Below are 20,904 nucleotides of genomic sequence, written 5' to 3'. Positions count from 1 at the left end.
GTCCGCGTTGCTGATCGCCGGTCACGACGGACCGACTGGGGGAACAGGCAGAAGCTCGTACTGAAGTCAATCGTTGACTCAGACGATCGCACAGCACGGAGCATTATCGAGGAGTTGCCGAACCTTCTCCGAGAGTCTGGGTACTTCGGCACTAGTGGAGCGCGTCCTGAGGTTGGTCGCCTGCAACGAACGGTTAGTCCAGGGGGCACGAGCTGATCGAGGACGGCTTCAGCCGGTGGGAGACCGTGACCGACCCGCTTGTCAGCGAGCCGCGCCGCGTCGACCAGGAAAGTGCGCCCGCCGGCGTGGTGGATGCCGTCACCAATCGAGTGCCCGGTCCACCGGCGCAGGAACGGCTCACGATTGAAGTGGCGTCGCCAAGCGTGGACCTTCTTGTCTCCTCGTTGCGAAGGCTCGGATCGGGTGCCATACGGCCATTGGCGGAGCGGCGGAGGCCGGAGCGCCCATCCCTAGAAGTGCGCGATGAGTACGATCTCAGGATCTCGTCGAGACATTGCTCCGGTGCTTGTACAGCGATGTCAGGTGGGAGGAACCGACGCGGAGCTCGGCCGGTTCGTCGAGCCGCATCGATCTCCATCTACGCGAGGGCCGCACAGCAGGTGAAGTGAAGGTGACGAGGGCCGGACGAGCAGAACGCGAACTGAAGCCGGAACTCTTGGCCGACATCAACGACTATCGCGGACATCCCACCGTCGACACTCTGGTTGTTGCGATCTTTGATCTCGCTGGAACCTTTGAGATCCCTGCGGGGTTCGAGCACAACCCCCTCGACGGGCAAGCGGAACGTCTACGGCGAGACGTGGGAGGAGGTCCACCAGAAGCTGACCAAGATGCAGGCCGACACGATGAGGGGAAGCGGGTGGCCTCCAGCACGCAGACCGTGGCGGAGTGCCTCGAGTACTGGTTGGAGGAGTACGCACGGCACCGGGTGCGCGACACGACCTTTGCTAGCCACAAGTGGCTCATCACGAAGTACCTCGTCCCGCTGTTCGGCAAGAAGAAGCTCACCGCGCTCCGCCCGACGTACGGCACGGCCTGTTCCACCTCCAGGTGTGCCAGTGCTGCGCCCAGGGCAAGGACAAGGCGCGTGAGGAGCGTGCGGAGGCCGAGCGGAAGAAGCGGGAAGGCCGGCCACCTCGGAAGAACGCCAAGGCCATCGTGGGTGCTCGGTGCTGCGCTCTCGTGCCGCAGGTTTGCTGCCGGTCGACGGTCTCAGATGGCACGGTGCGTTACCTCCACCGTCTGTTGCGGGCGGTTCTTCAAGACGCTGTGTCTGAGGACGAGATCCTGACGGAGAACATCGCCAAGAAGCTCCGGCTGAACCACAAGTACCGGTCGAAGTTCAAGGCGTGGAGTCGTGCGGAGGCAACCACCTTTCTGGATGCCATCCGGGAGGACCGGCTCTATGCCGTGTACGCGGTGGCTCTGTCGCTCGGCCGCCGCGGTGAGGCGCTCGGACTGCGCTGGACAGACGTGGACTTGGACAACAGCCTGATCCGGGTCAATCAGGCGCTCCACCGCGTCGACGGTGCGCTGAAGCTGGGGGAGGTCAAGGCGGACGGGAGTACACGACTGATCGCCGTACCCAAGCCGACCGTATCTGCCCCCCGGGTGCACCGGGCCGCGCAGGCGCAGGAGAAAAAGAACGCGGGCAAGTCATGGCAGGAATGCGGCTACGTGTTCTCGGCCATGATCGGGACCGCGAAGAGCCGCGGAACGTGAACCGGCACTTTGACCGGCTGTGCGAGAAGGCCGGCGTACGGCGTGTCCGATTCCACGACCTGCGGCAATCATGCGCCTCGCTGCTCTACAGCCAAGGGGTACCGCTGGAGGTCATCCAAGACGTGCTCGGGCACAGCTCGCCGACCGTCACCAAGGTCATCTACGTCGACGTGGCCGAGGACGTGACGCGGACGCCGTCGACAGACTCGGCTTCCTCTTCGGGGAGCACGACGAAGCGTGACGTTGGGGTACGCGTGGGGGTACGGAAGGGTGGCCGAGTGGTTGGGCCGCCATGCCGGCATGTCCCCGGAAACACAAAAGCCCAGGTCAGAGAGTGTCTGCCTGGGCTTTCACGAAGCGCGCTCGGAGGGATTCGAACCCCCAACCTTCTGATCCGTAGTCAGATGCTCTATCCGTTGAGCTACGAGCGCTGGACAACGACGAGTAACGATACATGGAGGGGCCCGGTGTAGGCCAATCGGCGTCGGTGGGGGTGGTCAACGGGTGGGTTTCGGCCGGTGCGGCGGGCGGGGTGGGGAGGATTTGCGGCCCTACGATCCGGGGCATGGGTATCGAGGACTTGCTGGGTGGGCGGGATCTGGGGGACGTGAAGAAGGCGGTCGGGTTCGTGATGGAGAACTCGGACGACTTCGAGAAGGTGCTCACGTTGGTGCGGGGGCTGCCGGACGACGCGGTGGGGTTCATCGGGAAGTTGCCGGAGTTGCTGAAGACGATCGGGTCGGGGCTGGCCGAGGCGGGGGAGCAGGCGGCGAAGGCGGCGGGGGCGCTGGTCGGGGACGACGGTGAGGGTGGGGCGCGGAAGGCGCTGACCGGGAGCGCGAACACGATGAACGCGGCCAAGGACAAGCTGAAGGACGCGGCCGGGATGCTGTCGGGGCTGGCGGGTGAGCTGGACAAGATCCCGGGGATCGGGGACGCGGCGGCGAAGAAGCTGAACGACGGGAGCGGGCAGGTCGGCGGGGTCGCGACCGAGATCGAGAGCCTGGCCGGGAACCTGCAGGACCTGTCCGGGATCCTCGCCACGGTCGGCGACGCGCTCAAGGGCCTCGGGACGAAGCTGTCCGAGTCCGGCGGATCGGTCCAGACGCTCCTCGACTGACATTGGAACCGGTTGCTCCCCGCACCCGTCCAACGACGCGTCGTTGACGGGTCAGAGAGGACCTCTGCGTGACTAAGGTCGCGGGCATGGCGAGTCGACTGGTGCGGGGTACGGCGATCGCGTGTGGGGTCGCCGTGGTTGTGGGGGCGGGGATCGGGTTCGCGCTCGGCGACCCGGTGCAGCCGGAGGACATCCTGCCTGCCCGCAAGCTGCCGTCCGACGTGTGCGAGCGGATCGGCGACGTGTCCAGCATGTTGCCGCAGGCATCCAAGGCCGAAGTCACGCTGACCCAGGCGGGGACGTCGGTGGTCACCTGTGCCGCGCAGGCCGCCCCACGGCTGAACACCTACTCCGGCGCCCAGGTGAAGCTGACCATCACGCCGTACGGCGGCCGGGACTTCGGCGCCGGCCGCGCGCCGCTCAACCCGGCGCAGAACGCGAAGTGGATGTGGGAACGGAGCCCGCTCGACGCTGTGTCCGACCGGCCGTACCCGACCAAGCTGAGCGCGACCGCGCGGGGCGTCGCCGGCCAGTCGTGGTCGGTCCATGCGGTCGTGCAGCGCGGCGATGTCATCGTCAACGTGGACTACACGGCCTACCCGGTCGAGCAGAAGAGCGCAGAGCAGGCGGCGCTGGTGCTGGCGGACCGCGCGATCTGGGAGACGAAGTGAACAGCACGCCGCAGATCCAGGGCTACGAGTTCGACCAGCAGCTGCTGGCGCATCCGCTGGCGGACTTGTGGCGCGGCCGCAGCTTCACCGGGATGGAGGTCGTCGCGCTGTTGCTGAGCGAGGCCGGCGCGCGGGACGAGGTGGTGCGTGACCGCCTGGCCCAGGCCGGTCGTGGCGCCGCCCTCGAGCCCGGGCAGCTGCAAACACCACTGTGGGCGGCGAACTTCAGCGCCGACCGCCCGTACGCGATCACCCAGCTGATCCCCGGCCAGTCCGGCGCCGAGCGGCTGGTCGACCCGCTCGATGGTGTCCTCGGCAACGACGAAGAGTCCCTGCAGGCGGTCCGCTCCCAGCTCAGCGGGTACGGCGCCATCGCGCCGGAGCCGGCCGCTTCCGCCCAGCAAGATCAACCACCAGCTGAGCAGACCCTGCACAGCGCGATGGCAGCCGCGCTGCAGCCCGCGAGACCACCGCAGTCCAAGGTCGAGCTCGCCCGCGAGTACCGGCACAAGATCGGCAGCTGGGTCTACGTCGTCGCCGTCGTCATCGTCCTGCTCGTCTTCACCGTCACGTACTCGATCGGCTCCACGATCGGCAGCGCGGTCAAGGACGAGCCGATCGAGGCAGTGCCCGCCGCGGTCACGCCGAGCCCGCTCCCGCCGTCGGTCCTGCTCCCCGGTGTCCCGCGGATCACGACCGCCAAGTACAAGGCCCCGACCGGCGCCCCCGGCGTCCTCGGCGCGACCTACCCGGCGGGGGCGGACGTCCAGCCGGTCCTGACCGCCGGCCTCCCGTTCGCGTTCGGTTGGCCGCGGCCGCCGCAGGTCGGCTCGCTCGGCGAGTCCAGTGCGGCGATCTACCGGCGCGTGCAGACCGCGGCGATGAGGGACCGGCCGCGCGGGACGCTCGACGCCCGGATCGCGCTGCACCCGTGCAGCGACCTGGCCGCCTGCCTGGCCGACCGGCCCGCGTTCGACAAGGCGTGGTCGGCGGCGTTCACGGCGCCCCCGCCGGAGACTGCCAAGGACGGCCGGACCTGGTTCACCGAACAGGGTGACTCCCAGAAGACGAAGGTGTACGCGCTGACGATGACGCACGCTTTCATCAGCGGCGGCCAGTGGTGGCTGGTCGGTGTGATGGCCACCGGTGTCGCCGGAGAGGAAGCGGACGTCCAGCGCATCGTGAACGACATCTGGTGGCAGACCAGCTGATCCGCCGGAAATTCTTCGCCAACGGCCCGCGCGTCCAGCGCGGGCCGTTCTCATTTTCACAAGGTTCGCCGGAAAGCGATTGTCGCGAAAACTTTGTGAGCGGCCTCACATGCTCCCGGTTCTCACCACGCGGTCGAGTCGCGTACCGTTAGTACCACTTGCACACTGGTATACGTCCACTGGACGCACTGGTATGCGACAGATCACACCGCCAGCCAGCTGGATCGCACCGCCGGAGACCCCGGCGGCCGGAGCCGTACCTTCCCTCAGCGTCGAGGGGCAGGTCCGCCACCGGGCCCGACAGCCGAGAGGGAATGAGCCGCCGATGACGACCACCGCCAGCCCGACCCATACCGAAGCCGACGCCCCCGCCGACACGGAGCCCCTCAAAGCCGAGGCCTACGACCTGACCGACGCTCCGACGACGCACGCCGGCCTGCTGGCCTGGGTCGCGGAGGTCGCCGCACTGACGCAGCCGGACCGGATCCACTGGATGGACGGCTCGGACGCGGAGTACGCGCAGCTCACCGAGGAGCTGATCGCGGCCGGCACCATGGTCCGGCTGAACGAGGAGAAGAAGCCGAACTCGTTCTGGGTCCGCACCGACCCGTCGGACGTCGCCCGGGTCGAGCAGCGGACGTTCATCTGCTCGGTCGACGAGGAAGACGCCGGTCCGACCAACAACTGGATGGACCCGGGCGAGATGAAGGCCCTGATGACCGGGCTGTACCGCGGCTCGATGCGCGGCCGGACGATGTACGTCGTCCCGTTCTGCATGGGCCCGCTGACCGCGGAGAAGCCGATGTTCGGGGTCGAGATCACCGACTCGGCGTACGTGGTCGCGTCGATGCGGATCATGGCCCGCACCGGTTCCGCCGTCCTCGAGAAGATGGGCGCCGACGCGCCGTACGTGCCCTGTCTGCACTCGGTCGGGGCGCCGCTGGAGCCGGGGCAGCAGGACGTGCCGTGGCCGTGCAACGACGAGAAGTACATCGTGCAGTTCCCCGAGGAGCGGGCGATCTGGTCCTACGGGTCCGGGTACGGCGGCAACTCGCTGCTCGGCAAGAAGTGCTACTCGCTGCGGATCGCGTCCGCGATGGCTCGGGACGAGGGCTGGCTCGCCGAGCACATGCTGATCCTGAAGCTGATCTCGCCGGAGAAGAAGGTCCACTACGTCGCGGCCGCGTTCCCGAGCGCCTGCGGCAAGACCAACCTGGCGATGCTCGACCCGACCCTGGAGGGCTGGGAGGTCGAGACCCTCGGCGACGACATCGCCTGGATGCGGTTCGGCGCGGACGGCCGGCTGTACGCGGTGAACCCCGAGTTCGGCCTGTTCGGCGTGGCCCCGGGGACCGGCTGGAAGACGAACCCGAACGCGATGCGCACGATCGAGAAGGGCAACTCGGTCTTCACCAACGTCGCACTCACCGACGACGGTGACGTGTGGTGGGAGGGCTACTCGCCGACCCCGCCGAACCACCTGACCGACTGGAAGGGCCGGGAGTGGACGCCGGAGTCGGGCGAGCTGTCCAGCCACCCGAACAGCCGGTTCTGCACCCCGATCAAGCAGTGCCCGATCATCGCCGACGAGTACGAGGACCCGAACGGCGTGCCGATCTCGGCGATCATCTTCGGCGGCCGGCGGGCCACCACGGTGCCGCTGGTGACCGAGGCGCGGGACTGGGACCACGGCGTGTTCATGGGCGCGACGCTGTCGTCCGAGACCACCGCGGCCGCGGTCGGCGAGGTGGGCGTCGTACGGCGGGACCCGATGGCGATGCTGCCGTTCCTCGGGTACAACGCGGGCGACTACTTCGACCACTGGCTGACCGTCGGCAAGGAGCACGACGCGTCGAAGCTGCCGCGGATCTTCTACGTGAACTGGTTCCGCAAGGACGAGGCCGGCAAGTTCGTCTGGCCGGGCTTCAGTGAGAACAGCCGGGTGCTGAAGTGGGTGATCGAGCGGATCGAGGGTCAGGCCGACGCGGTCGAGACCCCGATCGGCCGGGTGCCGGCCGCCGACGCGCTGGACGTGTCCGGCCTGGACCTGACCGAGGAGGAGCTGGCGATCGCGCTGAAGGTCGACGCCGACGAGTGGCGCGCCGAGCTCCCGCTGATCGAGGAGTGGTTCGCCAAGCTCGGCGACAAGGTTCCGGCCACGCTGAAGATCGAGCTCGACAACCTGCGAGCGCGGCTCGGCTGACCCAGACTCCGACCTGCCGATTCGGAAGCCGGCACGTCGGACTGAAAGCGCGGCGCCCTGGCCCACCGGCCGGGGCGCCGCGCTCTTCTGATCAGATCACAGGCGCTCTGATCACGGCCGCTCGGCGAGGATGCTCCGTACCTCCTCGTCCTCGACCGGCGAGAAGTCGCGGTAGGCCTGGCCGACCGCGGTGTAGTACAGCGGCGTCCACACGCACACCACCTCGTCTGCGACCCGCGCCAGGCGCCGGCAGCCGTCCGCGCCACCGACCGGTACGGCGACGATCACGCGCGCCGGCTGCTGTCGCCGTACCGCTGCCACCGCCGCTCGCATGGTCGAGCCGGTGGCCAGGCCGTCGTCGACGAGGATGACCACTTTCCCGCGGACGTCGATCGCCGGCCGGTCGCCCCGGTACGCCGCCTCGCGACGCCGCAGTTCCCGCGTCTCCTCCTCGAGTACGACGGCCAGCGCCTGCTCACCGGCCTCGGCCAGCACCGGCTCGTTGCGGACCGTCTGGGTCTCGCCGCCGACGCCCGCGATCGCGCCCATCGCGAGCTCCGGCTGCTGCGGCAGGCCGAGCTTGCGGACGATCAGCACGTCCAGCTTCGCCCCCAGGGCGTCCGCGACCGGCGCCGCCACGGGTACACCACCGCGTGCCAGCCCCAGGACCAGGACTGATCCGGCGACCTCGCCGAGCTCGTCGGCCAGAGCCCGGCCCGCAGCCGCCCGATTCGGGTACGGCCTCATGACGTCATGATCCACCCGATGTGCGCGCCTTGTCCGCAGGCCGCTGCCCGGCGACATCGTCACCGCGCGGCGACGCGGTCGGCGGGGAGGCGGAGGGTGTGCTCCCGGCCGTTGCCGTCCGTGTACTGGACGAGCGCGATCCACCCGTCCGCGCAGTGCACCCGGCCGATCAGCCAGGCCTGCGTCCAGTCGCCGTTCAGTCGAAACACCACGTGCGCGGGCAAGCCCAGGCTGAGCAGAGCCCGCGGATCGAACACCGGGGCCTGACCCACAGTCCCCGGCAGCGCCAGAGCCGTCATCGTCATCACCTCTCGAGATCCGGTCGCCCGCACCTCACCGTGACCTCGCACCCGGGCACTTCTTCGTACCCGGCCAATATCTCGGACACGTGACGTCACGGCATCAACCCGTTTCCAAAGTCCGGCCGCGGATAGGTTGGCGGCATGAAGATCGGAGTGATGCTCCCTGTCGGCGGTGAGGACGGACCCGGTGGAACGGCGCCGGGGTGGAAGGACATCCGGGCGGTGGCCGAGGCCGCGGACCGCACCGGGATGGACTCCGTCTGGCTGGCCGACCATTTCTTCTACAAGGCGCCGGACGGGCAGCTGTTCGGGATGCACGAGGCGTGGACGCTGCTGAGCGCGGTCGCCGCCGTCACCACCCGGGTCGAGCTCGGGAACCTCGTGCTGTGCGCGTCGTTCCGGGATCCGGGGCTGACCGCGAAGATGGCGGCGACGCTCGACGAGGTGTCTGGCGGGCGGCTGGTGCTCGGGGTCGGGGCCGGCTGGCACGACCCGGAGTACGAGGCGTTCGGGCTGCCGACGGACCATCGGGTCGGGCGGTTCGAGGAGTGGCTGGAGATCGTGGCGCGGTTGGTCCGCGGTGAGACGGTCAGCTTCGACGGGACGTACCACCAGGTCCGCGAGGCAGTGCTCGAGCCGGCGCCGGCGCGGCCGATCCCGATCCTGGTCGCCGGGCATCGGCCGCGGATGATGCGGCTGACCGCGGAATGGGCGGACGCGTGGAACACGGCCTGGTACGGCGCCGCGAGTGCGAAGGTCGAGGAACGTCTGGGCACCCTGCGCGACGCGGTGCAGAAGACTGGCCGCACGGTGTCGTCAACGGTCGGCATCATCGTCCGCGACCCGGACCAGCCGCCGGTCCCCGACCCGGAGGACCGTGCCTTCGAAGGAACGGTCCACGAGCTGGCCGAAGCCCTCGCGGCGTACCAGAACCTAGGCGTCGACCACCTGATCGTCTCGCTGGAGCCGATGACCCCACGCTCGGTAGAGCGCCTGGCCGAAGCCAGGCAGTTGCTGAGCAAATAACACCAGCGCGGGACCACCCCGGGGGGTCCGGGGGCGAAGCCCCGCCGGGCGGGGTCTGAGGGTTGCGCCCCCAGCAAACACACCGGAGCTCCCTGGTCCGCGCTTTCTGCGGACAGGGAGCTCCAAGGAGCGGAGGCGGCGGGATTTGAACCCGCGAGAGGGGGTTACCCTCAACCCGCTTAGCAGGCGGGCGCCATCGACCGGACTAGGCGACGCCTCCTCCGACGGTTCCCAGGCGGGAACTCGACGACGGCCAAGACTATCCGCTCGACCCGGTCCGCAGCAAAGCGGGTCCTTCGCCACTCAGCGTGCCGGGGGTGGCACGTTGGGAGACTAGCCCGGTGCCCCTGTAATCTGGCCCGCATCGACGGGGGTCGCCAGCATCACGTCAACCGAGTGGGTGCCGTGGGCGTCTGAAGTACCGTGGGCCGCTGCAAGCGGCCGACGGAGGGCTGCCACGTCGTCGATCAGGGAACGGAGCCATGTCGCGGAGTACTCGCGCTGCCGGACGGAGGTCCGCGCCTCGAGCCAACCGGTCCCGGCACCGCACACCGCGGGCACGTACGGCGTCGAAGGCGATCGGACTCACCCTGCTCAGCGCGCTGGTCCCCGGCTCCGGGCTGGTGATGGGCGGCCGCAAGAAGCTCGGCGCGTTCGTGCTGACGATCAGCATCGGCCTCCTGCTCCTCGCCGCGTACGTCGGCCTGACCCGGCGTGACTCGGTCCTGGCCTTCGCGGTCTCGCCGCGCCAGCTGCTGATCGCGACCGCGGCCGTGGTCGGCCTCGGCATCTGCTGGATCTGGATCGTGGTTGCCTCCCACAAGCTGCTCCGCCCGGTGAGCATGACCTACACCGGCCGGCTCGCGGGCTCGATGTTCGTCGGGTTGCTGTGCTTCGCGATCGCCGTACCGACGACTGTCGCGGCGCAGACCGTGATGGCGCAGCGCGACCTGGTCGGCAGCGTGTTCCAGTCCGAGGGCGACTCGAAGAGCGCGACCCGGCCGAAGGTGAACAAGAAGGACCCGTGGGCGAACACCCCGCGGCTGAACCTGCTGCTGCTCGGCGCCGACGACGGCGTCGGCCGGCAGGGCACCCGGACCGACACGGTGATCGTGGCCAGTATCGACACCAAGACCGGTGCCACCTCGCTGATCTCGCTCAGCCGGAACTGGATGCGGATGCCGTTCCCGGCCGACTCGCCGCTGCACAAGGTGTATCCCGACGGGTTCTGGGACCCGAACAAGGGCAACGTCGAGCAACCCGAGTACTACCTGGACGCGATGTACGAGAACATCCCGAAGCAGCACCCCGGGATCCTCGGGCAGACCGACAACGAGGGCGCCGACGCGGTGAAGCTCGCCGCCGGCGCCGCGCTCGGCCTGGACATCGACTACTACATGCAGGTCAACCTGGCCGGCTTCCGGCAGATCATCGACGCGGTCGGCGGGATCACCGTCAACGTCAACTACCGGGTGCCGATCGGCGGCGACTACGGCGCCGGGCCGGGCTCGAACAGCCACAAGAAGCCGTCCGGCTACATCGAGCCGGGGCCGGACCAGAAGCTGGACGGCTACCACGCGCTCTGGTTCGCCCGCGGCCGCTACGGCCTGACCGACCCGTCCCGGCAGGAGCGGCAGCGCTGCACGATTCACGCGCTGGTGAACAGCGTGAACCCGGCCACCCTGGTGACGAAGTACCAGCAGATCGCCTCGGCCGGTAAGCAGCTGCTCCGCACCGACATCCCGCAGGAGATCCTGCCGGCGTTCATCGAGCTCGGCCTGAAGGTCAAGGGCGCGAACGTCACCAACGTCGACCTGGACAAGAGCAAGAACTTCCCGACCGGCAAGAACCCGGACTACGAGGCCATGCAGGCGCTCGTGCAGAAGGCGATCAACCCGAAGAGCAAGCCGGTCGCCTCCACTCCGTCGACCACCACGACGAAGAAGCCGACCTCCGGTACGACGCCGAGGAAGCCGAAGCCGACCGTCACCCCGGGCGCGACCGAGAACCTGAACGACGCCTGCGCATACAACCCGAACGAGTCCGGCGGCAACTGACAGCAACCGGCCATCCGCGACTGACCCGGGCCGCTGCCGGGAAGTATTGACCGCACGGAACGAGTCACTGGGGGTGACTGTGCGGCGGTGGACGGCAACGGCGATCGGGATCACACTCTTGGCGGCTGCGGCGTGCAGCGCTGAGCCTGAGGCCGGGGACGCCCCGGCACCTCAGAGCAGTACGACGAGCACACCGCCGCCGAAGCCGACGCCGGCCCCACCACCCACGCCGGTGCGGCTGTCCGTGCCGATGTACCAGCGGGCGCTGACCAACGTCGAGAAGGTGCTGCGCCCGTACGTGGTCCGGGTGATGAACGCCAGGACGCTGCCCGCCTTCGACGCGACCAGGGCTCAGCTTGCGGCGGCCGTCGTACTCGAACGGCAGGCGCTCGCGAAGGTGAACCCGCCCAAGGCGCTCGACGCGGCACACGAGACGGTGCTCGCGTCGTTCGACGGCTATCCGGACGACGTCACCGGCAACCTCAGCGCCGCCGGGGTGACCAAGACCGGCTGCGGTCTGCCCAAGGCGCCCGCCGTCCGCCTGTACGAGGCCAAGTCGGGGATCCGTACGTCGGTCGCCGAGCTGACCCAAGGGGTGTCGAGGGCGGTCGGGAAGGGGCTCCGGTTCGGCGCGCTCGTCGTACCGCCGGCTCCGAAGGCACCGCCGTCGGTGAATGGGCGGGGCACGAACGGCAAGGTCATCCAGCGGTCCGGGGCGCGTGGTCCGGGACGGCTCGTGATCGACAACAGCAGTTCGTCGGACGTGGTGATCGTGGTGACGAACCGCAACCCGCGCAAGCCGCAGGTGTCGATCTACGTGCGGGCCAACCACAAGGCGACGCTGAACGGGATCCGCGGCAGCTACTACGTCTACTTCAAGTCCGGCACCGCCTGGGACGCCGCGAACCGGCGGTTCACGGAGGACTGCCAGTACGAGAAGTACGACGCCCGGTTCGACGGCTCGTTCGACTGGTCGATCAGCCTGGCGCGGACCCCCTTCGGCAACGCCTCGACCTCCGAGACCGACGCGTTCTAGGTACCCCACCTCCTCCGCTTTCGTCTTTTCGCGGGTGAGAGACTTCTGCGATGCGTACGACGTACCGGATGCGGGCGGGGCGATTCGTCGGGATCCCGGCTGCTGGGCTGATCCTCCTCGGGGTGGCCGCGATCCTGTGGGCGATCGGGCTGCCCGACGCCGTGGTCGCCGTCTTCCTCGTGCTGGGTGGGCTGGTGATCCTCGGCGGGCTGTACGTGCTCGCCCGGCCCCCCGTCGTACTGAAACTGCGGGACGACGACGTCGAGGTGCGCGGCGTGCGCACGGCTTGGACCGACGTCACCGCGGCCGGGCGCGTGCAGACGACGCACGGCGAGGCGATCGTGCTGCGGACCAAGGAGAAGGAGCACGCGATCCTGGTCCCGATCGGCTGGCTCGCGCCCGGGCAGACCGAGGCGCTGGAGAACGCGCTGCGGGACCGGCTGAACCAGGCCCACGGTTACACGATCTGGGACGGCACCGCGCCGGAGGACGCCGATCCCGCAGAATGAGTCACCCCGATCGTTTGGAGTTCCCGTGCTTTCGTTCGACCTGTCGTCCGAGGAACTGACCGGCTACCAGGGCACCAACCCGCGGCCGGCCGACTTCGACCAGTACTGGGACAAGGCGCTGCTCGAGCTCGACGCGGTCGACCCGGAGACCGAGTTCGTGGACGCGACCGACTTCCCGCTGACCACGGCGACCGCGCAGCACCTGTACTTCACCGGCACCGGCGGCTACCGCGTGCACGCGAAAGTCGTCCGGCCCGCTGAGCCGACCGGTCCCGCCGTGCTGCTCTTCCACGGGTACGGCGGTGAGCAGCCGAAGTGGGTGGAGTTGCTGCCGTACGCCGCCCGCGGGTTCACCGTGGCCGCGCTGGACGTGCGTGAGCAGGTCGGGTTCCGGACCGAGTCGCAGGCGGCGAACAGCTTCTCCCTGCACAACCACCTGGTGCACGGTCTCGACGACGGGCCGGAGGGGCTGCTGTACCGGCACGTGTTCCTGGACACCCGGCGACTCGCGCAGATCATCGGCGGGCTGCCCGACGTGGACGAGACGCGGATCGCGACCACCGGCTGGAGCCAGGGTGGCGGGCTGTCGCTGGTGGCCGCCGCGTTGACGCCGTCGATCAAGTACACCGCGAGCGTCTACCCATTCCTGGTCGACTACCAGCGGGCCTGGGAGCTCAACCTGGAGAAGGCGCCGTACGACGAGATCGTCACCTGGTTCAAGAAGCGGGACCCGCGGCACCTGCGCCAGGACGAGGTGTTCACGACCCTCGGCTACATCGACGTGCAGCACCTGGCGTCGCGGATCCGGGGCGAGGTGACGCTGTTCGTCGGCCTCGAGGACCAGGTTTGCCCGCCGTCGACGCAGTACGCCGCCTACAACAAGATCACCGCGCCGAAGTCGGTGCGGCTGTATCCGGACTTCGGGCACGACGACCTGCCGGGCGCGCACGACGACATCTACCAGCTGATCGGCGCGAAGCTCTGACCACGCTCACGGTCCTCGGCAACGCCGCGCCGTACCCGCAGCCGGATCGCCCGTGCTCGGGGTACCTGCTGAGGGCCGGTGGTGCTTCGGTGTGGGTCGATGCGGGACCGGGGTCGCTGGCCGAGCTGCTTCGGCACAGCTCGTTGGCCGAGTTGAATGCGGTGTGGTTGTCGCATTTGCACCTGGACCACATCGGCGACTTGCTGAATGCGTACTACGCGTTGGCATACGGCGAGTTGCCTGCCCGGGCTCCGCTTCCGGTCTACGCGCCGGCCGGGTTGGCGGAACGGCTGGCCGGGTTCTTCGCCCAACCGGAGGCCGGCTTCGTGGCCGACGTACTGGAGTTGCACGCTTTGGCCGACGGGCATGAGGTGAAGCTGAAGGAGCTGACGTTGCTCAGCCGGTCTGTGGATCACGGCGGCCCTGAGGCCTATGGGCTGCGCGCGACTGCGGACGGCCGGGTGCTGGCGTACTCCGGTGACTGCACGCCCTGCCCGGCGTTGGGTGAGCTAGCGGCCGACGCCGACTTGTTGCTGTGCGAGGCCAACGACCCAGTCCCGAACGCCTTCCACCACACGCCTGCGCAGGCAGGCTCGTTGGCCGGGCGGTGCGGGGTCGGGCAGTTGGTTGTGACGCATGTCGGGCCGTTGCTGACCCCTGAAGCGGCCGCTGCTCAAGCCGGTGCCGTCCACGCGGAGATAGGTGCCACCTACACCTTCTAAGGTGCGGTCATGCAGTTCTTCGTGTGGGGACGGGACCGGCCGGGCGGCTTCGACATCAAGGTGGCCTTGAACGAGGATCACTGGTCGTTCATGGATGGGTACGCCGACCAGTTGATCGCCCGCGGTCCGACATTGACCGGCCATGAGGACGACGCCGAGACGACCGGGAGCCTGCACATCGTCGACCTCCCCGACGAGGACGCCGTACGGACGTTCGCCTTCGACGAGCCGTACTACCGCGCCGGCGCCTTCGAGCGCATCGACTTGTACCGCTTCCACAACCACACCGGCGCAACCATGTGGGACTTCACCAACGCAGTCCCCGAATACCACCGCTACCTGGTCGTCACCACCGACACGACCCCCGCCGAGCCCACCGAACACTTCATCCTGCACGGCGAACTCTTCACTCTCGACGAGACGCCCGCCGGCCAGGCTGCGCTGGTAGAAGCCCCAACCCCGGAAGCCGCCGCCAACCTTCTCCCCGGCGGCCAAGCCCACGCCTGGGAATTCGGGGGCCGCCGCTAGCCGACCTTGTACCGGAGGTGGGTCGCGTCGCGGCCTTCGAGGGAGCGGATGAGTTGGAGTTCGGCCGGGGTGCTGTCGAACAGGCGCCGGCCGGCGCCGAGGAGGACTGGGACCAGGTGGATCTCCAGCTCGTCGAGCTCGCCGGCGGCGAGGAGCGACTGGGCTGCGCCGGCGCCATGCACGAGGATCGCGCGGTCGCCGGTCGCGGCCCGGGCATCCGCGACACAGCTGGCGACGTCGGTGTAGAACTTCGCGCTACCCGGCGGCACATCGCCCTCGTCGACGTGGTGGGTGAGGATGTGGATCGGTACGCCGTCATGGTGGTCGCCGTTCCACCGCCCGGCCAGCTCGAACGTCCGGCGCCCCGCGATCACCGCCCCGGTAGCCAACGCCTCCGCGTAGATCTCCCCGTTGATCCCCGGCTCGTTCCGATAGTCGAGCCAGTTGAACAACCGCCCCCCACCCCGCCCCAACTCCTGCCCCGGCCGATCATCCGGCCCAGCAATAAACCCATCCAACGACATAGCCATGTACAACCGCGTCGGTCCACTCATACCGTTCACCTCATCGCACGAAGCTTTCAAACCACTTTCACGTCGGGATCCAGGCCGGCCACCAGGGTGGGACGTTGCCGGGGCAGACGCCGGGGGAGTCGGCGGGGGTGCCTTGCCAGGAGTAGAGGGCCAGGTCCGCGATGGCGATGGCGATGGAGGCGGCGACCAGGGAGAAGAGGAAGGTCTTGCCGGCGTAGCGGAAGACGATGTTGAACAGGACCAGGTTCACGATCAGGGCGAGGGGCAGGCCGAGGAACAGCAGGGTGAGGCCGTTCGGGACGCTGCCCGCGACGTCGACCTGGCAGGCCTTCCAGGACCGCGAGGTGATCACCACCAGCCCGAACGCCGCCCCGCCGCCGACGACCACCGCCAGGAACGACTCGCCCTTGCTCCCCTTCGCAGCCAATGCCATGAGGATTACCGTAAGTGATCCCGGCGTCGACTAGTAGCGCCACCGCAAGGCGCGGACGCGGTCTTCGAGCGACAGTCCACCGAGCGACTCGGCGTCATGCCGCCGTACGGCGAGGAACGGGTCGACGATTGCCTCGCCGAGCGCCTCCCGCAGGACCGCCGACCGTTCGAGCGCGCCGAGGGCGTCGTCCAGAGTGAGCGGCAAGCGCCGTACGCCCATCCTCGAAAGCTCGGCATCCGAGTACGTCGCCGGGTCGCGGTCCAGCCCGTCCGGGAGCTCCGCCTTCTGCTCGAGCCCGGTCAACGCGCTCGCGAGTACGGCGGCCGCGGACAGATAAGCGTTGCCGGACGGATCGCCGATCTTGATCTCGCAATTGGCCGAGTCCGGGCGGCTGGTGATGCTGCCGGGCACGTAGCGCAGCGCGGCCTCGCGGTTCTCCGGACCCCAGCAGGCGTACGCGCCTGCCCAGTTCCCCGGCACCCGGCGATCGGCGCTGACCACACTCGGCGCGAGCACCCCGGTGAGCCCGTCGAGCTCGTTCAGCACCCCGGCGATCAGGTGTCGAGCATGCTCCGACGGACCGCCGTCGTCCCCGAACGGCACGCCGTTCAACGTCGCCGAGAAGTGGATGTGCGCCCCGTTGCCGACGAACCCGGCCACCGTGATCGGCGCGAACGACACGAGCAGGTCGTGCTTGCGCGCCACCCGGTGTACGACGAGACGCGCAAGCTGCGACTGGTCCGCCGCCTTCAAAGGCGAGGCCGGCGGCAACGCCACCTCGACCTGCCCCTGCGCGTACTCGGGATGCAACTGCTCTGCCGGCACCCCGGCCGCGTCGAGTGCTTCGAGCAGGTCGACCGCGAAATCCTCCAGCGTCAACGTCGCGAGGACGCCGTACGCCGGACCGAGCGTGGCGACCTGGGGATCGCCGGGGTCGCCCGTGAATACGGTGAACTCCAGCTCGAACCCGAGCTTCACGTCGAGCCCGGCCGCGATCGCCCGCTCCTCCTGCCGGCGCAGGGCCGAGCGCTGGCAGATGTCCACCGGCTGGTGGTCCTGCGTCAGCTGGTCCGCGGGCGCCCAGTAGACCGTGTTGTCCGGTCCGAGCGGCGCGGCGGCGGTCAGGTCGGGGATCAGCCGGTTGTCGCCGACCGGCCCGTTCACCAGCGGCGACGTGGTGATCCCGTCGTCGGTGCACATCAGCGCGAACACCGGGGACAGGCCGATCCCGTCGCGGGCTGCCGTACGCAATCGCTGGGCCGGAACCGACTTGGCGCGGGTCAGCCCGGCGTTGTCGACGATCGACGTGATGAGCATCCGCAGACCGCTGTCGAGCAGCGCGTTGACGTGGTCCGCGGGCGGCAGGCTGTCGGTGATGGACACGCTCACCTTGGTACCACGTCAGCGGACGAGCAGGCCGTTGGCGACGATCTCGGTGGCCGTGGCGAGCATGGCCCGAAGCTCGCTCGCATCCCGGCGGAGGCTGTCGGGGCGCCAGCCGAGGCTGATGACGCCGTTCCAGGCCGCCCACAGGATCGTCGCGATCTCCTCCGGATCCACCGACCGGATCTCGCCGGACGCCGTGCCCTGCCGGAGCGCCTCGACCAGGCGCCGGTTCTGCTCGTTGACTGCGCGGACCAGCCGCTCCGACAGTTCGTGGCCGGCCTGGTACTGACCCGGCTGCCCAGGGAACGCGAGCATCCGGAAGTAGTCCGGGTGGTCGAGGTAGAAGTCGAGGTACTGCTCCGCCGCCGCGTACAACTGCTCTACCGGCGACCGGTCCGCGGTGTACGCGCGGTCCATGTAGTGCCGGTCGGCCTCCAGCGCGTGCTCGACCACCGCCGCCTGCAGTCCCGCCTTCGAGCCGAAGTGGTTGTAGATCGACCCGACCGCGACCCCGGCCCGCTCGGCGATCTCCTCGACCGTCACGTCGTCGACGGACCGCTCGCTGAAGATCTCCTGACCGGCCCGGACCAGCGCGTCCATCGTCCGTCGCTTCCGGGGATCCACACCCCCCATGCTACGGTCTTGCAACCATTACAAGAAGCGAGCTGACCGCCAAGGCACTGCTCAGCTAGGTCGGCCGAGGAGGCGTTCCAGCAGGCGGGGGTCGGTGGGCCAGGCGGTCAGCAGGGTGTCGCGGGGGATCGAGCGGGCAGCGTATCTGAGCAGCAGGATGACGGCGACGACGTCGTCGAGTGGGCCGATGACCGGGAGGAACTCGGGCAGCAGGTCGATCGGCGACAGCGCCCAGGCGACGGCGACGAGCAGCGCGACCTTGGCTCGGCGGGGGACGTCGGGGTGCTTGCGGAGCGTCCGGGCAGCGGTCACGCAGGACGGGAGGAACTCGGCGACCTGCCGGAGCAGGCCGCTCGGGAGGCGATGGGCGAACAGGACCATCAGGCCGCAGCTGAGCGCCCACAGGCCGGCCACGATCCCGGCGATCACCAGCGCCTCGACCACGGGTCAACCATAATCGGGACCATGGACCGCTGGCCGGACGGCAAGTACCGAGTGGGGATCTCGGGCTGGCGGTACGCGCCCTGGCGGAAGGTGTACTACCCCGAGGGCCTGCCGCAGCGGGCCGAGCTCGAGTACGCGTCCCGCCGGCTGAACTCGATCGAGCTGAACGGCTCCTTCTACTCGCTGCAGCGCCCGTCGTCCTACCAGCGCTGGTACGAGCAGACGCCCGAAGGTTTCGTGTTCTCGGTCAAGGGCCCACGATTCGTGACGCATATGAAGAAGCTGGTCGACGTGGACGCGCCGATGGCGAACTTCTTCGCCTCCGGCGTACTTGCCCTTGGCAACAAACTCGGTCCGGTGCTCTGGCAGCTGCCGCCGAACCTCGGGTACGACGCCGACCGGTTGGGACCGTTCTTCGAGTCGTTGCCGCGCAGCACGGCGGCCGCGGCGAAGGTGGCGAAGGGGCACGACGAGCGGATGGAGGGCCGGGCGTTGCTGGAGTGTTCGGTCGACATTCCGCTCCGGCATGCGGTCGAGGTGCGGCACGCCAGCTTCGAGAACAAGGAGTTCGTCGAGCTGTGCCGCGCGTACGACATCGCCCTGGTTTGCGCGGACACCGCCGGCAAGTGGCCGATGTTCGGCGACGTCACCTCCGGCTTCGCGTACGTCCGGCTGCACGGCGCCGAGGAACTCTACGTCAGCGGGTACGACGACAAGGCCCTCGACCACTGGGCCCGCAAGATCAGAGCCTGGAAGCGCGACACCTTCGTCTACTTCGACAACGACGTGAAGGTCCGCGCCCCCTTCGACGCAGAAGCCCTGGCGAAGCGCCTGAAAATCACTTCGGCCTGAACCGAACCAAGCGTGAGCCGCAAGACAGCTATTGCCCGGAGCATTGGTGAGCAGGGCGGTCGAGGCGCTGCTGGCCGGTACACCGACCAGGGATGGCGACCTCAGAAGAGCCGGGCAGCGACTGGCTCCTCCAGGTCCAGTAGGAACTGCTTCCGCTTGAGACCGCCGGCGTAGCCGGTCAGGGAGCCGTTCTTCCCGACAACGCGGTGACACGGGACCACGATCGACAGCGGGTTCTGGCCGACCGCCTTGCCGACCGCCTGCGCGGTCTCGCCGAGTCGTGCTGCGATCTCGCCGTACGTCGTCGTCGCGCCGTACTCGATCTCCGTGAGGACCGCCCACACGCGCCGCTGGAAGGCGTCGCCGCGCAGGACGATCGGGAGGTCGAAGCCGGCCCGCTCACCGGCGAGGTACTCGTCGAGCTGGCGAGCGGCCTCGGCGATGACCGGGTCGGTCGGGTCGACGGGCTCGCCGAGAGTCGAGGGCGCCGGCTTGACCCAGTGGTGCGGGAAGTAGACGCCGGCCAGTGCGTTGCCTGAGGCGACCAGGGTGAGGTCACCGATCCGGGTGCTGACGATCGCATGCCTGTTCATGCTGATAGAACGCGTCAGCACCCGGAGGTGTGAGCCTCAGGAGCCGACGCGCTCCCGGGTCCGGCGCCGGAACTCCCGGCCGACCTGGGTCACCTCGGCATGCCGCACGTCCGTGAGCACCATCGCCGGCGAACCGTCTGCCGGAGCCTGGGCCACCCACTCGCCCCGCGGGTCGATCACGCCCGCCTCGAGTCCGCCGTCCGGGTTCGCCGACACGGCGAAGCTGATCCAGCAGGTGTTGTTGACCGCACACCCGCGAGCCTGAACCGCCACATGCTCGTGGTGCGAGACACCGTTCGTCGCGTACGACACCAGTACGCCGTCGGCGCCGAGCTGGTCGTACTCCGTGAACAGCTCCGGGAACAGCACGTCCAGCCCGAGCGCAAGACCGAACCGGAAGCCGTCCACGTCGAAGGTCACCGGCTGCTTGCCGGGGCTGTACATCCAGGTGAGCTTCGTGGTCGACAGCGTGCGTTCGTCGTACCGGGCGACCACTTTGCCCTGGTCGGAGACGACGTACGTGCTGTTGTGCGGCCGATCGGGGGCGGGCAGTCGGTGCACCGACGGGATCACGGCCCAGATCCCGAGCTCACCCGCGAGTACGGCGATCCGGTCGAGCTCCTGCTGCAGCGTGGTCCAGTCGGCCTTGGTCCAGTCGGACGGGCCGACCTCGTCCGGGCCGAGCTCCGACATCACGTGCTTGCTCGGGAAGCAGATCGCGCCCTCGGTGAAGTGCACCAGGCGGGCGCCGGCCTTCGCGGCCTGCTTCAGGAAGGTGCGGATCTCGGCGCCGCTCTCCCGGAGCAGAGCGGCGTTCGTCGGGTCGTCGCGCATCGTCGACTGCACGACGGCGAGACGGAGGGTGGTGTGGTTGTCCGGCATGTCTGGTTCTCCTGGAGGAGTCGGACGGAAGTGCCGGAGGGCAGCCGTGTAGGACTCACCCGTCTTGGCGGCGCGGGCGCGTACCCGGCGTTTGAGGTTCCTGTGCGCTGTCATCTGGCCTTCCACGCACTCGACCGCGATCCCCCAGCGATCCCGTCCGAGGCGGCTGACCAGGACGTACGGCCCGAGACAGGAAGTCCCTTTGCCTTCTCGGTGAGACCGGGCTGGGGCCGGTCGACGAAGGTGAGGCGCGGGCCGCGCCGGACCCATATGGTTCCGCAGCGGCCG

23 protein-coding genes, 2 tRNA genes and 2 pseudogenes are annotated in these 20,904 nt (G+C 68.9%); 16 read left to right on the top strand and 11 right to left on the bottom strand.

Features of this window, described 5'->3' with window-relative positions:
* Nucleotides 1–508: 508 nt before the first annotated feature.
* From ACWCOV_RS08220 to ACWCOV_RS08205, 4 genes and pseudogenes are all read left to right on the top strand, one after another.
* Nucleotides 509–769, top strand: a pseudogene (locus tag ACWCOV_RS08220) (PD-(D/E)XK nuclease domain-containing protein); the annotation flags it as partial.
* Nucleotides 770–820: 51 nt separating this feature from the next.
* Nucleotides 821–1,312 carry an N-terminal phage integrase SAM-like domain-containing protein gene (locus ACWCOV_RS08215; RefSeq protein ID WP_449828624.1) on the top strand — a complete coding sequence of 164 codons (492 nt, stop codon included), beginning with the start codon at nucleotides 821–823 and terminating at the stop codon, nucleotides 1,310–1,312.
* On the top strand, nucleotides 1,291–1,743 hold the full coding sequence (locus ACWCOV_RS08210) for a hypothetical protein (protein ID WP_449828528.1): 453 nt from the start codon (nucleotides 1,291–1,293) through the stop codon (nucleotides 1,741–1,743). The genes ACWCOV_RS08215 and ACWCOV_RS08210 overlap by 22 nt, the downstream gene beginning before the upstream one ends.
* Nucleotides 1,680–1,859, top strand: a pseudogene (locus tag ACWCOV_RS08205) (tyrosine-type recombinase/integrase); the annotation flags it as partial. The gene ACWCOV_RS08210 and the pseudogene ACWCOV_RS08205, both read left to right, overlap by 64 nt.
* A gap of 242 nt (nucleotides 1,860–2,101) precedes the next feature.
* On the opposite strand, the gene ACWCOV_RS08200 reads toward ACWCOV_RS08205, so the two are convergent.
* Nucleotides 2,102–2,174, bottom strand: a tRNA-Arg gene (locus ACWCOV_RS08200).
* 134 nt (nucleotides 2,175–2,308) lie between these two features.
* Between ACWCOV_RS08200 and ACWCOV_RS08195 the strand changes: the two genes are divergently transcribed.
* From ACWCOV_RS08195 to ACWCOV_RS08180, 4 genes are all read left to right on the top strand, one after another.
* Complete coding sequence (locus ACWCOV_RS08195; RefSeq protein ID WP_449828527.1) at nucleotides 2,309–2,863, top strand: hypothetical protein; 555 nt, start codon at nucleotides 2,309–2,311, stop codon at nucleotides 2,861–2,863.
* Between the two features lie 86 nt (nucleotides 2,864–2,949).
* Nucleotides 2,950–3,534, top strand: coding sequence for a hypothetical protein (locus ACWCOV_RS08190; RefSeq protein WP_449828526.1), 585 nt, complete (start codon nucleotides 2,950–2,952; stop codon nucleotides 3,532–3,534).
* On the top strand, nucleotides 3,531–4,745 hold the full coding sequence (locus ACWCOV_RS08185) for a hypothetical protein (protein WP_449828525.1): 1,215 nt from the start codon (nucleotides 3,531–3,533) through the stop codon (nucleotides 4,743–4,745). Before ACWCOV_RS08190 ends, ACWCOV_RS08185 begins: the two co-directional genes overlap by 4 nt.
* A 325-nt stretch (nucleotides 4,746–5,070) precedes the next feature.
* Complete coding sequence (locus ACWCOV_RS08180) at nucleotides 5,071–6,948, top strand: phosphoenolpyruvate carboxykinase (GTP) (RefSeq protein WP_449828524.1); 1,878 nt, start codon at nucleotides 5,071–5,073, stop codon at nucleotides 6,946–6,948.
* A 111-nt stretch (nucleotides 6,949–7,059) separates the two neighbouring features.
* On the opposite strand, the gene ACWCOV_RS08175 is transcribed toward ACWCOV_RS08180, so the two are convergent.
* On the bottom strand, nucleotides 7,060–7,695 hold the full coding sequence (locus tag ACWCOV_RS08175) for a phosphoribosyltransferase (RefSeq protein WP_449828523.1): 636 nt from the start codon (nucleotides 7,693–7,695) through the stop codon (nucleotides 7,060–7,062).
* 59 nt (nucleotides 7,696–7,754) lie between these two features.
* The gene (locus ACWCOV_RS08170; RefSeq protein ID WP_449828522.1) at nucleotides 7,755–7,994 is read right to left on the bottom strand and encodes a hypothetical protein; all 240 of its coding nucleotides are present in this window, start codon (nucleotides 7,992–7,994) and stop codon (nucleotides 7,755–7,757) included.
* A 144-nt stretch (nucleotides 7,995–8,138) separates the two neighbouring features.
* On the opposite strand from ACWCOV_RS08170, the gene ACWCOV_RS08165 reads away from it, so the two are divergent.
* Complete coding sequence (locus tag ACWCOV_RS08165) at nucleotides 8,139–9,023, top strand: LLM class flavin-dependent oxidoreductase (RefSeq protein WP_449828521.1); 885 nt, start codon at nucleotides 8,139–8,141, stop codon at nucleotides 9,021–9,023.
* Between the two features lie 130 nt (nucleotides 9,024–9,153).
* On the opposite strand, the gene ACWCOV_RS08160 is transcribed toward ACWCOV_RS08165, so the two are convergent.
* Nucleotides 9,154–9,243: transfer RNA gene (locus tag ACWCOV_RS08160), tRNA-Ser, on the bottom strand.
* 262 nt (nucleotides 9,244–9,505) lie between these two features.
* On the opposite strand from ACWCOV_RS08160, the gene ACWCOV_RS08155 reads away from it, so the two are divergent.
* The 6 genes from ACWCOV_RS08155 (at nucleotide 9,506) to ACWCOV_RS08130 (ending at nucleotide 14,860) form a co-directional block, all read left to right on the top strand.
* Nucleotides 9,506–11,080, top strand: a complete 1,575-nt coding sequence (locus ACWCOV_RS08155) for an LCP family protein (RefSeq protein WP_449828520.1) — start codon at nucleotides 9,506–9,508, stop codon at nucleotides 11,078–11,080.
* A gap of 73 nt (nucleotides 11,081–11,153) precedes the next feature.
* Nucleotides 11,154–12,116 (top strand): hypothetical protein, encoded by a 963-nt coding sequence (locus ACWCOV_RS08150; RefSeq protein WP_449828519.1) that lies wholly within the window; start codon nucleotides 11,154–11,156, stop codon nucleotides 12,114–12,116.
* 50 nt (nucleotides 12,117–12,166) lie between these two features.
* The gene (locus ACWCOV_RS08145) at nucleotides 12,167–12,625 is read left to right on the top strand and encodes a hypothetical protein (RefSeq protein ID WP_449828518.1); all 459 of its coding nucleotides are present in this window, start codon (nucleotides 12,167–12,169) and stop codon (nucleotides 12,623–12,625) included.
* A gap of 25 nt (nucleotides 12,626–12,650) precedes the next feature.
* Nucleotides 12,651–13,610 carry an acetylxylan esterase gene (locus tag ACWCOV_RS08140; RefSeq protein WP_449828517.1) on the top strand — a complete coding sequence of 320 codons (960 nt, stop codon included), beginning with the start codon at nucleotides 12,651–12,653 and terminating at the stop codon, nucleotides 13,608–13,610.
* Nucleotides 13,607–14,332 carry an MBL fold metallo-hydrolase gene (locus tag ACWCOV_RS08135; RefSeq protein WP_449828623.1) on the top strand — a complete coding sequence of 242 codons (726 nt, stop codon included), beginning with the start codon at nucleotides 13,607–13,609 and terminating at the stop codon, nucleotides 14,330–14,332. The genes ACWCOV_RS08140 and ACWCOV_RS08135 overlap by 4 nt, the downstream gene beginning before the upstream one ends.
* 9 nt (nucleotides 14,333–14,341) lie before the next feature.
* Nucleotides 14,342–14,860 carry a YciI family protein gene (locus tag ACWCOV_RS08130; RefSeq protein ID WP_449828516.1) on the top strand — a complete coding sequence of 173 codons (519 nt, stop codon included), beginning with the start codon at nucleotides 14,342–14,344 and terminating at the stop codon, nucleotides 14,858–14,860.
* On the opposite strand, the gene ACWCOV_RS08125 is transcribed toward ACWCOV_RS08130, so the two are convergent.
* The 5 genes from ACWCOV_RS08125 to ACWCOV_RS08105 form a co-directional block, all read right to left on the bottom strand.
* Nucleotides 14,857–15,384 carry a dihydrofolate reductase family protein gene (locus ACWCOV_RS08125; RefSeq protein WP_449828622.1) on the bottom strand — a complete coding sequence of 176 codons (528 nt, stop codon included), beginning with the start codon at nucleotides 15,382–15,384 and terminating at the stop codon, nucleotides 14,857–14,859. The two genes, ACWCOV_RS08130 and ACWCOV_RS08125, sit on opposite strands and share 4 nt — an antisense overlap.
* A 67-nt stretch (nucleotides 15,385–15,451) precedes the next feature.
* Complete coding sequence (locus ACWCOV_RS08120) at nucleotides 15,452–15,826, bottom strand: hypothetical protein (protein ID WP_449828515.1); 375 nt, start codon at nucleotides 15,824–15,826, stop codon at nucleotides 15,452–15,454.
* Nucleotides 15,827–15,856: 30 nt separating this feature from the next.
* Nucleotides 15,857–17,209: a glutamine synthetase gene (locus ACWCOV_RS08115; protein WP_449828514.1), complete on the bottom strand. Its 1,353-nt coding sequence runs from the start codon at nucleotides 17,207–17,209 to the stop codon at nucleotides 15,857–15,859.
* An 18-nt stretch (nucleotides 17,210–17,227) separates the two neighbouring features.
* A complete protein-coding gene (locus ACWCOV_RS08110; RefSeq protein ID WP_449828513.1) occupies nucleotides 17,228–17,836 on the bottom strand; it encodes a TetR/AcrR family transcriptional regulator in 609 nt (202 codons plus the stop codon).
* 60 nt (nucleotides 17,837–17,896) lie between these two features.
* On the bottom strand, nucleotides 17,897–18,289 hold the full coding sequence (locus ACWCOV_RS08105; protein WP_449828512.1) for a YkvA family protein: 393 nt from the start codon (nucleotides 18,287–18,289) through the stop codon (nucleotides 17,897–17,899).
* A 21-nt stretch (nucleotides 18,290–18,310) separates the two neighbouring features.
* Between ACWCOV_RS08105 and ACWCOV_RS08100 the strand changes: the two genes are divergently transcribed.
* Entirely contained in the window at nucleotides 18,311–19,141 is an 831-nt protein-coding gene (locus tag ACWCOV_RS08100; RefSeq protein ID WP_449828511.1) for a DUF72 domain-containing protein, read from the top strand.
* 101 nt (nucleotides 19,142–19,242) lie between these two features.
* Here ACWCOV_RS08100 and ACWCOV_RS08095 read toward each other — a convergent pair whose 3' ends face one another.
* A complete protein-coding gene (locus tag ACWCOV_RS08095; protein ID WP_449828510.1) occupies nucleotides 19,243–19,734 on the bottom strand; it encodes a methylated-DNA--[protein]-cysteine S-methyltransferase in 492 nt (163 codons plus the stop codon).
* A gap of 36 nt (nucleotides 19,735–19,770) precedes the next feature.
* Nucleotides 19,771–20,730, bottom strand: coding sequence for a carbon-nitrogen hydrolase family protein (locus tag ACWCOV_RS08090; RefSeq protein WP_449828509.1), 960 nt, complete (start codon nucleotides 20,728–20,730; stop codon nucleotides 19,771–19,773).
* Between the last annotated feature and the right edge of the window lie 174 nt (nucleotides 20,731–20,904).

This window comes from Kribbella sp. NPDC002412 (genome assembly GCF_053592935.1).
This window is presented reverse-complemented; position numbering and strand designations above follow the sequence as displayed.

Excerpts from the sequence above, each read along its gene's own strand:
- ACWCOV_RS08145 (WP_449828518.1), top strand. The coding sequence starts at position 12,167 with ATGCGTACGACGTACCGGATGCGGGCGGGGCGATTCGTCGGGATCCCG.
- ACWCOV_RS08155 (WP_449828520.1), top strand. The coding sequence starts at position 9,506 with ATGTCGCGGAGTACTCGCGCTGCCGGACGGAGGTCCGCGCCTCGAGCC.
- ACWCOV_RS08090 (WP_449828509.1), bottom strand. The coding sequence starts at position 20,730 with ATGACAGCGCACAGGAACCTCAAACGCCGGGTACGCGCCCGCGCCGCC.
- ACWCOV_RS08170 (WP_449828522.1), bottom strand. The coding sequence starts at position 7,994 with ATGACGGCTCTGGCGCTGCCGGGGACTGTGGGTCAGGCCCCGGTGTTC.
- ACWCOV_RS08190 (WP_449828526.1), top strand. The coding sequence starts at position 2,950 with ATGGCGAGTCGACTGGTGCGGGGTACGGCGATCGCGTGTGGGGTCGCC.
- ACWCOV_RS08120 (WP_449828515.1), bottom strand. The coding sequence starts at position 15,826 with ATGGCATTGGCTGCGAAGGGGAGCAAGGGCGAGTCGTTCCTGGCGGTG.
- ACWCOV_RS08195 (WP_449828527.1), top strand. The coding sequence starts at position 2,309 with ATGGGTATCGAGGACTTGCTGGGTGGGCGGGATCTGGGGGACGTGAAG.
- ACWCOV_RS08100 (WP_449828511.1), top strand. The coding sequence starts at position 18,311 with ATGGACCGCTGGCCGGACGGCAAGTACCGAGTGGGGATCTCGGGCTGG.
- ACWCOV_RS08175 (WP_449828523.1), bottom strand. The coding sequence starts at position 7,695 with ATGAGGCCGTACCCGAATCGGGCGGCTGCGGGCCGGGCTCTGGCCGAC.
- ACWCOV_RS08165 (WP_449828521.1), top strand. The coding sequence starts at position 8,139 with ATGAAGATCGGAGTGATGCTCCCTGTCGGCGGTGAGGACGGACCCGGT.
- ACWCOV_RS08125 (WP_449828622.1), bottom strand. The coding sequence starts at position 15,384 with ATGTCGTTGGATGGGTTTATTGCTGGGCCGGATGATCGGCCGGGGCAG.
- ACWCOV_RS08180 (WP_449828524.1), top strand. The coding sequence starts at position 5,071 with ATGACGACCACCGCCAGCCCGACCCATACCGAAGCCGACGCCCCCGCC.
- ACWCOV_RS08095 (WP_449828510.1), bottom strand. The coding sequence starts at position 19,734 with ATGAACAGGCATGCGATCGTCAGCACCCGGATCGGTGACCTCACCCTG.
- ACWCOV_RS08130 (WP_449828516.1), top strand. The coding sequence starts at position 14,342 with ATGCAGTTCTTCGTGTGGGGACGGGACCGGCCGGGCGGCTTCGACATC.